Consider the following 12,492-nt stretch of genomic DNA (forward strand, 5'->3'; position numbering starts at 1 on the left):
TAATATTCAACAGAATTTTATAAACCTAAGACTACTATTTATATAATAAAGTAAGCTACTACTTACTTTATTTATGATATGTAATTCCGTTTTTAATTGTAAATGCCCTATATATTTGTTCGATAAGCATTACTCTAAAAAGTTGATGTGGGAAGGTCATTTTAGAAAAATTTAATTTATTATTAAAATATGTTTCTATAACCCCGTTTGATCCTCCAATTACAAAAGTTATATTATCTGTATTTGTAATTTGTTCGCTAAATTCTTCTGATGTAACTTGCTTAGCTTGCGTAGATAAATAAATAACTTGTGAATTTTTAGGTATTTTTTCTAATATTAATTCTGTTTCTTTTTGTTTCTTCAATTCTATATTTTGTATTTTTTGTTCTTTAATTTCTATCAAGTTAACTTTAGTGAAAAAGTTAACTTTTTTTAAATAATCATTAAAAAGAACTTGATATTCCTTAGATAAACTACCTACTGCAATAATATTTAATTTCATTATTTTTGAGAAGCTATATGAAACATTAACATTTGAATATCGGCTGGATTAATTCCCGAAATACGAGATGCTTGACCGACAGTCTTAGGTCTAATTTGTTCAAGTTTTTGCATTGCTTCAGTCGCCAGATTAGCCACTTGTCGATAATCTATATTCTCAGGTATTTTAAAATTATCTAATTTAGACATACGATTCGCTAATGATTCTTGTTTTCTAATATAACCATCTAAACGAACCATTGTTGTTAATTCATTTTTAAATTCGAAATCTCCTAAAATATCTTTAGCATCCACATCGGGTCTTGCTAAAGCTTTTAACATTGAAACACCATTCTCAATTTTATATTTGATTCCAATTTCACTTTTAGATGAAACAAATTCTTTAGATAATTCTTCTATTTTTTTGTTGATTAAATCATATTTGTCAATAACTTTTTTGTAATCATTATCATTAACTAAACCAACGTTATGACCATGTTTTGATAATCTGATATCAGGATTATCATTTCTAAGTAATAAACGATATTCAGCTCTGCTTGTAAGCATTCTATAAGGTTCTTTAGTACCTTTTGTTACTAAATCATCAATTAAAACACCGATATAAGCATCACTTCTTCTTAAAATAAGAGGTTCTTTATTTTCTAACTTTTGACCTGCATTTATACCCGCTATTAAACCTTGTGCAGCAGCTTCTTCATATCCACTTGTTCCATTAATTTGACCTGCAGTAAATAAATTACCAATAACTTTTGACTCTAATGAACTTGAAATTTGTAAGGGATTTAACGCATCATATTCAATTGCATACCCTCATTTTTGAATTCTTGCATTTTTAAGTCCTGGTATAGTTCTTAACATTTTATCTTGAACATCTATTGGCATAGATGTCGACATACCATTAACATAAATGATACTTCCATCTGCAGTTTCAGGTTCGAAGAAAATTTGATGACGTTCTTTATCTCTAAAACGCATTACTTTATCTTCAACACTTGGACAATATCTAGGTCCAATTCCTTTAATTAAACCTGAATACATTGCAGACTTAGAAATATTATCTTCAATTATTTTATGTGTTTCTTCATTTGTATATGTTAGATAACATGAAATTTGTTCTGCTAATTTAACCCCAGAACGCGATGAAAATGTTAGTGCAGTATCGTTTAAAACTTCTTTTTCAACCTCGGAAAAGTCAATAGAATCAGCATAAACTCTCGCAGGAGTACCTGTTTTTAATCTTTGTAGTTCTAAACCTAGTTTTTCAAGTGATTTACTTAATTTAGGCGTTGTTTTTTGATTATCCGGTCCACTTATTGTAATTTCATCTCCACGTAAAATTCTAGAATTCATATAAGTACCAGTTGTAATAACAGCTACTTTAGCTTCTATTAAACCAATTCCTTCAACTTGAAAACCTTTAAATGTATTATTTTGATCTGTTATAACCTCTTCAACAACGGCTTCAATTAAAGTAATATTTGAATGTTTTTCAAGTGCTTCATGAATAATTTTTGAATATTTATCTTTGTCAATTTGTGCTCTAAGTGCTCTAACAGCTGGTCCTTTTGATTCATTTAACATTTTTATTTGAATCATTGCTAAGTCGGAAAAATAACCTTGTACTCCACCTAAAGCATCAATTTCTCTAGTTATTATACCCTTAGCCGGTCCTCCAATAGAAGGATTACATGGCATCATGGCCAAACGATTTAAGTCAAATGAAATTAAAGCTACTTTGTGTCCTTTGTTAGCTAAAGCAAAAGTGGCTTCAACGCCTGCATGACCACCACCAACTACAATTGCGTCATAATTTTTTTCTATCTTAAACATAATTTAATATTTTACCAAATTTAATGTTTTATTTTAAAAAGAGGTAAAAAAAGTTAAAAACAACATAAAAATGACGTTATTTTTAACTTTTATAGTTTTTTTATTTTTTAAAAGGTGATTTAACTTTTAAAAAATTTCTAATTTTAGCAACATTCTCATTTGTTATAAATTTAATAGATAAAAAGTAAATTATGACAAATATAATTACAACAGGTATAACATCACCAGTATATCATACTCATTGAAAACTTTTATCATCATTAGCAAACGGAATTCATATAAGTGTATTAGTAATACCTACAACCAAAATAACTCATGGTAAATTTCTAAATTTGTAATAATAATATGTAGCTAATAAGAACCCACCAATAATAAAAACTGTACTAAATAATGTAGAAAGAATAATTCTTACTCAAAAGTTTAAATTTAAACTCTTTGTTTGTTGGATTAAATGTCACGGTATTATTCTTCCAGAAATTAGAACTAATATAATTACGCTCAAAGCAAATAAAATATTAAAAATTAATGCTATTTTTTTATTCACGTGTTTCTTTTAGTCTTTCTAATAAATTAATAAAGTCGTCAAATAAAATTGTAGTTGTTTCTGTTTCACCATATTTACGATATGAAATAGTGTTTGAAGTTCTTTCTTGTTCTCCTAAAATAACTTGGAATTTAGATTTTGACATTTGTGCTTCACGAACTTTTTTACCTAATCTTTCTTCAGAAGAATTTAATTTCGATCTAAATCCAAGTGAAAAAAGTTTATCGTTAACTAATTTTGAATACTCAAAATCTTCTTCTGAATTTGTTGCGGGAATAACGGTTACTTGTTTTGGGGCAAGTCAAAATGGTAAAACTCCTTTAGTTTGTTCAATTAATATTGCAACAAATCTTTCATATGTACCAATTAATCCACGGTGAATCATAACAGGTGTTTCATCTTGACCTTGTGAATTAGTAAATGTTATTTCAAATTTTTTAGGTAATAAAAAGTCTAACTGTAATGTTGAAACGGTTATTTCATGACCTAAAGCAGTAAAAATTTGAATATCCATTTTTGGACCATAAAAAGCTGCTTCACCAACTTTTTCTTCGTATTTAACGCCTAACTCATTTAGAACATTACGTAATTCATTTTCTGCTTCATTTCACATATTATCATCATCAAAATATTTTTCTTTGTTATTTTGATCACGTAATGATAACGAAACATAATCGATCTTTATTTTGAATGCTTCAAGTGTTTCTTTAATTAATTGATACATTGATTTGAATTCTTGTGCTATTTGATCTTTACGCACAAATAAATGACCCTCTGTTAAGAGCATTCCACGAACACGTTCAAGACCTGTAAGAGCTCCAGATTTTTCGTAACGATATAATTGTGATTGTTCACTATATCTAATTGGTAAATCTCTATATGAACGTTTTTCTGTGTTATAACAAATTATGTGATGTGGACATGTCATTGGACGTGCAATTAATCTTTCATTTTCGACAACAATCGGTTTAAACATATCATCTTTATAGTGTGATAAATGACCTGAAATTTTATATAATTCTTCTTCACCAAAGTGCGGTGTTAAAACCTCAGTAAACCCATATTTACGGTCATTTTTTAAAACTAAATTACGAATTTCATTATGAATAGCCATCCCGTCTTCTAATCAAAAAGGTAACCCTTGCCCACCTAATTTATTAAAAGCGAAAAGTTTCATTTCTTTACCTATTTTACGGTGATCTCTTTCTTTTCTATCTTTTAAAATTGCTAAATAGTCTTCTAATTCTTGTCTTGTTTCTCAAGAAGTTCCATATATTCTTGTTAATTGAATATTATCAGAATTACCTCTTCAATATGCGCCCGCAAGACTTAAAAGTTTAAAATGTTTAATATTTTTAGTATCTTCTACATGGTTTCCAGCACATAAATCAGTAAAAACAACCTCTTTACTTAATGGATCAACTAATGAATAAAATGTTATTGTTTTGCCTGCTGCTTTTAACTCGTTGTATAATTCTTGCTTATAAGGTTTTTCTGTTAAATCATATTCTTCTTCAGAAACTTGGTTCATTACTAAATTTCTAGAAGCGAGTTTTTTCATTAAACGCTCTATTTTATTTAACTCAGAATCTGACAATGGTTCTGAAAACTCAAAATCATAGTAAAAACCTTCATCAGTCGCAGGACCAAAACCTAATTTAACATTAGGATAAAGTTTTTCTACTGCAGCACCTAAAAGGTGACTTGTAGTATGGTTTAATTGTTTATTTGCTTTCATTTATTTCTCCTTCGAAACCAATATTTTTCATTATTTTTGATAAAGTTTCGTTTGCTATTCTATTTGCTTTTTTTGCACCATTTTTAGCTATTTGGTCTACAATTTCTAAAGCTTTGTAATATTTAGATTGAATATCAATTAATAAATCTCTAACAGCGTTTCCAACTGCTGATTTAAAGTCTTTATAATTATAATCAACAAATATTTTTCCCGCTTCTTCTAGACTAATTTCCTTAATTGAAGCATAAATATTTAATAAATTCAATACACCCGGTTTTTCTTCTGATATATAAACTTTATTTTCAGAGTCTGTAACAGCTTTCATAATTTTTGAATATGCATTGTCGGGGTCATCAAGTAAATATATTATTGATTTTTCACTTTTTGAGTCAGACTTAGACATTTTAGAATTAGGATCTGTTAAAGATCTAATTCTAGCTCCTACTTTAGGAACATAACCTGTTGGTATTTTTAAATCTAAATCATATTTTGAATTAAATCTTTCGGCTATATTTCTGGTCAATTCTAAGTGTTGAATTTGGTCTTCTCCAATTGGAACAACATCTGTATTATAAAGTAAAATATCAGCAGCCATTAATGGAGGGTACATCAAAAGACCAGTTGGTATTTTTTCGGTTCCATTACCTTGTTTCATTTTGCTAGATTTATCTTTAAATTGCGTCATTCTTGATAATTCACCAATGGTTGTTAATGATGTACAAAGTCATTGTAAAATACCCGTTGCTAAAATATCAGATTGATAAAATAAAGTTGTTTTTTCATAATCTAATCCACACGCAATATACATTGCAATAATACTTTTACGCGCTTTGTTAAATTCAGTAGGATCAACAGCACCCGTACTTAATGCGTGTAGGTCTGCGACAAAAACATATGATTCATATTCTTTTTGCATTAAAACAAAGTTTTTAATAGCGCCAATATAGTTACCTAATGTTAAACTACCTGTAGGTTTTATACCACTTAGTAATGTTTTTTTCATATTTTTCTCCAATAATTTAATTATTAATTAAATTATAATACAATTTAAAATCTTACCCCTTATTTTAAGAATAATTTTATTAAAAAAATGTAATTAAATTACACTTTTCTATATTATTTATTAGCTGATATATTAGTTAGTTCTGAATTAATTTTTTCTTTTTCTTCATTTGTTAAATTTCTTTTATTTTCAATAATATCATTCACTATACTTAAAATATTTTCGGCACGCTCTTTATTATTACCTTTATTTTCTTTTATATAATATTGAAGTTGATATTGAATTTCGTAAAAATTAGTGTAATCTAGAAATTTACTATCATTTATAATATCAAAAGAATCCATCATTCTTTTTACAACTCTCATTCTATATTCATTATCTGCATAATAATTTAATTGTGCCAATAATTCTGTGCCGAATTTTTCAAGTAATTGGAAGAGACTTACGTAATCACTATGACCTACACTATTTGTATTTAAAGCCTCAGAAACTTCTCTTATAAAATCATAATTATTTGAGTTACTTTTTAAAAAATCTTCAAATAACCTTAACATTTTCTTAAGTGATTTGATTTCATTTAAGTGTTCTTTTTCAATTTTTTCAAGTTTACTAGTGATTTTATTCAATTCGTTTATATAACTATATTTTTTTCAATCCGATTCATGTACAAAAATACCAAATTGTGATGCGGTTATCGCTTTTAGATTAATGTATATTACTTTTTTTAATTCTTCTAAAATTTTAGGATCAACATTATCGTATTTATCTAAGCCATGTTTATCATCTTCGCTACCTTGTTGATTACTTCTTGATGATTGATCACTATTGCTTAAATTTTCTTTTGTTACGGAGTTATTGTCAGAAGGTTGATCACTTTGCATTTGTTCTTCATTATCTTTTGCAGTTGAATCATTACTTCCATTATCATTACTTATTATGTTATTTTCTTTTAATGTAGAATTATCTTCGTTTGAATCATTATTCGAATGTTGTTCATTGTTATTAACTTTTGAATCATTATTTTTTATAATATTATGAGCACAACTTGCAAGCATAGCAAAAGAACTAACAAAACCTAAAAATAACAATGATTTAGTATATTTTTTCATCTTTACCTCTCTCTATTTTTGATAACTATTTTACCACAGATTTTAAATTAAAAAAATTTTTAAGACTATGCCATAGTCTTAAAAAGATAAAGTTAAAAATAAAAAAACGCAAAAACTAAAAATAATTTCGTTGTTTTTGCGTTTTTTTCTTAAATAACATCAATTAATGTATATCTAAAAGTTTCTCCGCCGTATTCTTCTACAAATAAAGTACGTTTAGCATCGCTAGGTTTTATTTTAGAACTCTCTCAAGGAGCAACAGTATCAATATATTTTTTTAGATCAAAATCATTTAATTTATCATTACTCAGAATAAGTTTAGGAAATGAATAAAGATATTGATTTAGATATACTCTATCAACATTTTTGCTTTCAAAGGTTTCATTATTATTGTATTTTGTAACTTTTTTTGTTCCAAAAACTCTTACAAAATATATATAACCTTCTCCTGATAAAAAATATATTCTATCTTCATATTTATAAGTTGTCTCTTTTGTCTTATATTTTGAAGAATTTGAATTTTCTTCGTTTTCTTCAAAATTTTTGACAGAAAGTTCTCTTAAATCGTATTCTTGTATTGCGGCATCAATAATTTGTAATTTTTTAGGATTATAAAAATCTTTAAATATTTTTTTATTAGTTTCTAACCCTTCTATAAAATCTTCTTTAAAGGCTTTATCGGGTTCGATATCTGAAAAGTGAAAGAAATTAAAACGATTTATATTAAAGAGAAAAAATAATCAATTTTTTGAATATAACTCTTCTTTTATATCTGCAGATTTATCAGTAATATAGTTTTTTCCGTTGCTAAAAAAACTGCTATCATCATCAAAATCAGAAATTATATTATTTCCAAATCTGGATGCAATTTTAATATCATCAAAATATTTTTCCTTAATACTTTGTTGATTTTGAATATATTTTTGAATTTCTTCTTTAGAATTAAAAGATCTATCCAAAATTAATTTTATATATTTTTGATTAATAAAATTTTCTCATTCTTTATTTTCGTCATTTTTTTCAATGCTATTTTGAATTGACTCTAATTTCTTTGCATCATTGGTTCTATTTGAACACGAAAGTGACATTAATAAAGGCACAGTAAAAACAAATGAACTGAAAAATATTTTTAAAATTTTACTTTTCTTCATTTTTATCTCCTTTAAATAAAATCGTTGGATATACAAAAATAGGACTTCCATATCTTTGTTCTTTAACCATTACTTCTTCAAATTCGGAAAATGCAGACGGATAATTATGTATAAACAATGTATGAACAACCGAAGATACCAATGCTAAAGAAGTGGATTTAGCCTTTGATTCAGCAAAATATCAAATCATAGGCAATATATTTATTGTTGGTTGGTCTTTATCTAGATCGTTTACACTTAATCTGAATACCATTTTTTCTTTTAAAATATAATAAATATTAGTGTTCGATATCTCAATAGATTCATCTCCCACTCTTATGTTTTCTAAAAAATTATTTTTAAATGAAAAATTATCAACACTTTTTTTATTTTGAATAATTTTTTTATATTCCTCACTAGCAGTATTACCATTTTGTAATCCGTCAAATACATATTCTAAGAAATTAAATTCAAATTGATTAATATGAGTGAAGAAAAAATATCAATTTGCAGAAAAGAATTCTCTTTGTTTTTTTGCAAATTCAATCTTGAAAACATTATCCCTTAAAGAACTAAATTCTTTTTGGTTTTGAATGAATTTTTCTAAAATAATTTTTTCATTTTCTTTTTGTGTATTCAAAAAATTTAATATTTTAGTTTTATTGCCTTTAAAAAGTTGATTTAATATCCTATTTAAAATGTCTTCTGTTTTTATTTTGTTTTTATCTACCGTTTTTTCACTAACTTCATCTAATAATAATATTTTTTTACTTAATTCAGATTTAGAATATTGAGAAAAATCAGCACAAGATACCGTACTTAAAGGTATTAACATCGATATTAAGGAACTAATTAGATATTTATTTATTTTCATTAAAACCTCATGTATATCTTTTAACTTTGATATTCTTGTTTAATTTATTAAATTGAAATACTTCTTTAAAGAATAATTCAGAATAATTTTCGGTATTGAAAATTTGAAATAAAGATACATCATTATATTTTTTATAACTAATAGTCTCATCATAGTTGTTGGATTTAATCTTTTTAAAATATTTAACATCCTCTTCTATTCTTTCATTTCTAAGTTTAATAAATAAATCAAACATTTGTGTAATATTTTTATCGCTCAAATTATTATCAAAAACAAATAAATCTGGTGTTATTTGTAAAATATTTTCATCTTTGTTTTTATATGCAAAAAAAGGAATTAAAGAGTTGTTTGAAATTTGTATAAAACCAATTTTTTTATTAGTATATATATCTTCTTGCAAATTTGGTAAATCATAAAATTTAAAACCTTTAATATTGTTAGAACTGATTTTATAAAATAATTTATTTTCCTTTAACAACAATTTAAATTGATTCACATTTGTTTTATCAGCTTTTCCTTTATCATTCACATTATCTTTGTATTTATTATCAAAAGGATTAAATTGAAATAACATTGAATCTAAATTATTTAAATATCAAAATCAATTATTAGTTAGCAAATTATTTAGTATTTCTATCGATTGTCTAGCATACTTTATTTTAATTTCTTTTGCTTTATCTAAAATATTAACAACAGAAAATGGTGAGTATGTTAGAGAAACATTAAGTTCATCTAAATAATCACTACTAATATTGTTTTGATTGAAGAAATAATCATTTTTAAAAGTTTCACCTAAATCTTTATTAAAAAAGAAAGTATTAGCTAAATTTTTAAGATATATATTTTCGTCTTTATTATTATGTAAATAATTTTTATAATTATTTACATCTTTATTATTTGTTTTAGATGAGATAACTAATGCAGAAGTTAGTATAGAAATAGCGGCAGTTACACTAAGAACCCCTAATAATCTTGTCTTAATTTTTAATAACTTTTTCATAAAATACTTTTTCTAGATTTTCCGTTTTCGCACCGTTAAACAATATTTTCCCTTTATGAATAAGCGTAAAAGAATCAACGTATTTATCAATTTCACTTAATATATGAGAACTAATAAAAATTGTTGTCCCTTTAGAATGTAACTCTTCCAAAAGATTAAATAATTGATATCTAGCCGTTGGATCTAAATTTGCTGCGGGTTCATCTAATATTATTAATTCAGGGTCATTAAGTAACATTTGAATCAATAAAACTTTTTTCTTTTGACCTGATGAAAAATCGTATGGTTTTTTATATTGTAAATTTTTAATATTAAATTTCTCTAATAAATAATCTATTTTTTGTTGGACTACCTTTTTAGGTAAAGAACCTAAACATCCTAAGTAAAGTAAATATTCATTAGTGTTTAATTCTTTAGGAAAAATAGCACTTTCTGGCACATAACCAATTTTAGATTTAATGTTCGGATTATCTTTAACGTTAGAATTATCTATTAATATTTCCCCAGTATAATTTGTATAAGAACTTATTATTGATTTAATAGTTGTTGTTTTACCTGAACCATTTTCACCTATAAAAGCGTGAAACGATCCTTTTTTAACAATAAAATTAAGAGAAAAAACTCCTGTTTTTTCTTTGTTAACACTCTTATAAATTTTTGTTAGATCTTTTACTTCTAAAATATTATCATTCATTATTTATAATCCTTTTTATAATATAAAACGCTATTAATTGTAATAAGTACACCAATAATTGCTATTCATATTAACCAATATAATTTTTTTTCAACTACGACATTTGTTCTTGATAATTCAAAGACTTCATTACTTGTTTGAAATAAATAGTTGTCAGATTTAGTTAGTTCATATCTAATAATAATTTTATTATTATCGCCTATTTCTTGTTTAGGTGTATATTGACTATAACCGCCAATACTATATTTAAAATCACCTATTTGTAATGATAATTGTGATGGAGTATATTCTAACTCATCTACTGGATTAATTAAAATAGAGTCGACTATTATTTGATTTTTGGTATTCATAAAATTAAAATAAGCATAATACAAAATAGCTACACTTAAATAAATTTTCTTTTCAGTAATATTTTTTATTTCTTTAGTTTGAAGTGATTTTGAATTTAAAACTGTTGAATTAGTTTCTAATCTATTTAAATCACTTGATTCATCATTGATAATTTGTTCAATTTTCGAAAGTAAGGTGACTTTAATATCTCTTTGATCAAATAAATTATTATTTGTATTTATAAAGTCATTATAAAATTCAGTAACATAATTAACAAAAACTTTATCACTTAATAATTCTCTTAAATAATTTCATTTAATTTCACCAACCAAATTATCGGATGAAGAATAAACATATTGATCTTCTGGGAATAAAAATTTAAATGAATCAGCTTTCTCTCTTGCGTAAATTATGTTTCTATTTTCTAATCCTGGTATATTAGATTTATTTTTCAATAATCCAGGCACCAAGTAAACATTATCAGAAATTCTTTTAAGTGTTCCGTCTTCATTAAATTCTTGAATTTTATATTTATCTAAATCGGAATTTTCTTTTAAAGAATAGTTATATATAAAACTTTCGTTGTTATTATAATTTAAATATTTTTCTAAGTTATTAACTTTAGTTCCACTAAAAAGATTAAATATGTTTGCATTATCATAATTAAATATATCTAACATTTGATATGGAGTTGATAATAATGAATAAATTTGTCAACTTTTTGGAGCGTTTTTAGCAATTTTATATGCTTCATTTAAAAAAATTTTTTGATCTTCTCTAAATTCTTTATTATCCATACCATTTGGAACGATATAAAAATTATCAGAATTATTATTTAAATAAAATACTTCAGCATTAACTAAATTACCCGAAGGATTCCTTTTGTGTTCAGTATTTAAATAAAAAGCAAAGTTATCACTAACTGAAGTTGTATTGCCTGATATAAGGGTTCCACCAAAAGCTAACGGACTAAATAAAAGAACAGGTAAGGTTAAAGCTATTTTAGAGTTAAATCAATAAGCTATTAATAAACTTATATTTCCAAAAAGAATATAGCTTAAATAAATAGTTAAAAATGTTGTATATAACGTTTTTATAATCCAAATAGGGTTTAAAACGCTTACAAACAAAATATTTAAAAGGGTTAACGTCATTGTTCAATATAACCCAATAATAATATTAATTATTATTTTACCAAAAATAATATTTTTCCTAGATAGCGGTTTAGAGAAAGTCAACAATCCTAAACCGTCTTCACTTAAATCTTTAAAAATATTTATAGATTTAAGTGAAGAGAAAAATATTGTAAAAATTAATTGTATAGCAATAGTTATATAAAAAATAATATTGATTTTATTATTATCTAAATTAATTTGAGAAAAAACTATTGTCATAATCAACATTAACAAAATTATAATAATCGGTATTATAATTGAGTTTTTCTTTTTCATAATAACCTTATGTAAGAATTGAATATAATTTTTTGTATTTTTCATATTTCCTTCCGTTTATCATATTACTACTTAGTAATATGATAATATTATATATTAAGCACTAAATAACAAAATATTTTTACATTTTTTTGTTAGTCAAATGTCTGTTTAAAAAAGAAATAAAAAAATGCCCTTCTGGGCTTATTCTTTGAAAACTGAATAGTAATTAATAATTCATTAAAATGTCTTAAATACATCTTAACTTCTAAACCTATCAATTTATTAGTAATGGTCAGCTAAATGTAT

At 24.9% G+C, this 12,492-nt stretch carries 11 protein-coding genes; all 11 read right to left on the reverse strand.

What is annotated here, in order from left to right; translation table 4 throughout:
* Positions 1-67 precede the first annotated feature (67 nt).
* The 11 genes from N9R85_RS02070 to N9R85_RS02120 all read right to left on the reverse strand — a co-directional run bounded on the left by N9R85_RS02070 (position 68) and on the right by N9R85_RS02120 (position 12,249).
* Entirely contained in the window at positions 68-502 is a 435-nt protein-coding gene (locus N9R85_RS02070) for a 23S rRNA (pseudouridine(1915)-N(3))-methyltransferase RlmH (protein WP_262858374.1), read from the reverse strand.
* Positions 502-2,322 carry a tRNA uridine-5-carboxymethylaminomethyl(34) synthesis enzyme MnmG gene (mnmG, locus tag N9R85_RS02075; protein ID WP_396888749.1) on the reverse strand — a complete coding sequence of 607 codons (1,821 nt, stop codon included), beginning with the start codon at positions 2,320-2,322 and terminating at the stop codon, positions 502-504. Before mnmG ends, N9R85_RS02070 begins: the two co-directional genes overlap by 1 nt.
* Before the next feature lie 109 nt (positions 2,323-2,431).
* Positions 2,432-2,875: a hypothetical protein gene (locus tag N9R85_RS02080; protein WP_262858376.1), complete on the reverse strand. Its 444-nt coding sequence runs from the start codon at positions 2,873-2,875 to the stop codon at positions 2,432-2,434.
* Positions 2,868-4,613: a threonine--tRNA ligase gene (gene thrS, locus N9R85_RS02085; protein ID WP_262858377.1), complete on the reverse strand. Its 1,746-nt coding sequence runs from the start codon at positions 4,611-4,613 to the stop codon at positions 2,868-2,870. Before thrS ends, N9R85_RS02080 begins: the two co-directional genes overlap by 8 nt.
* Entirely contained in the window at positions 4,600-5,616 is a 1,017-nt protein-coding gene (gene trpS, locus N9R85_RS02090; protein ID WP_262858378.1) for a tryptophan--tRNA ligase, read from the reverse strand. Before trpS ends, thrS begins: the two co-directional genes overlap by 14 nt.
* Positions 5,617-5,729: 113 nt before the next feature.
* A complete protein-coding gene (locus tag N9R85_RS02095; RefSeq protein WP_262858379.1) occupies positions 5,730-6,725 on the reverse strand; it encodes a hypothetical protein in 996 nt (331 codons plus the stop codon).
* A gap of 149 nt (positions 6,726-6,874) precedes the next feature.
* Positions 6,875-7,876: an aromatic motif membrane protein gene (locus N9R85_RS02100; protein ID WP_262858380.1), complete on the reverse strand. Its 1,002-nt coding sequence runs from the start codon at positions 7,874-7,876 to the stop codon at positions 6,875-6,877.
* Positions 7,863-8,729: an aromatic motif membrane protein gene (locus N9R85_RS02105; RefSeq protein WP_262858381.1), complete on the reverse strand. Its 867-nt coding sequence runs from the start codon at positions 8,727-8,729 to the stop codon at positions 7,863-7,865. The genes N9R85_RS02100 and N9R85_RS02105 overlap by 14 nt, the downstream gene beginning before the upstream one ends.
* Positions 8,716-9,729 (reverse strand): aromatic motif membrane protein, encoded by a 1,014-nt coding sequence (locus N9R85_RS02110; RefSeq protein ID WP_262858382.1) that lies wholly within the window; start codon positions 9,727-9,729, stop codon positions 8,716-8,718. The genes N9R85_RS02105 and N9R85_RS02110 overlap by 14 nt, the downstream gene beginning before the upstream one ends.
* The gene (locus N9R85_RS02115) at positions 9,707-10,423 is read right to left on the reverse strand and encodes an ABC transporter ATP-binding protein (RefSeq protein ID WP_262858383.1); all 717 of its coding nucleotides are present in this window, start codon (positions 10,421-10,423) and stop codon (positions 9,707-9,709) included. The genes N9R85_RS02110 and N9R85_RS02115 overlap by 23 nt, the downstream gene beginning before the upstream one ends.
* Positions 10,423-12,249 (reverse strand): ABC transporter permease, encoded by a 1,827-nt coding sequence (locus N9R85_RS02120; RefSeq protein WP_262858384.1) that lies wholly within the window; start codon positions 12,247-12,249, stop codon positions 10,423-10,425. The genes N9R85_RS02115 and N9R85_RS02120 overlap by 1 nt, the downstream gene beginning before the upstream one ends.
* Between the last annotated feature and the right edge of the window lie 243 nt (positions 12,250-12,492).

Source organism: Mycoplasma sp. CSL7503-lung (genome assembly GCF_025515455.1).
In the GTDB taxonomy this organism is placed as follows: domain Bacteria; phylum Bacillota_I; class Bacilli_A; order Mycoplasmatales; family Metamycoplasmataceae; genus Mycoplasmopsis.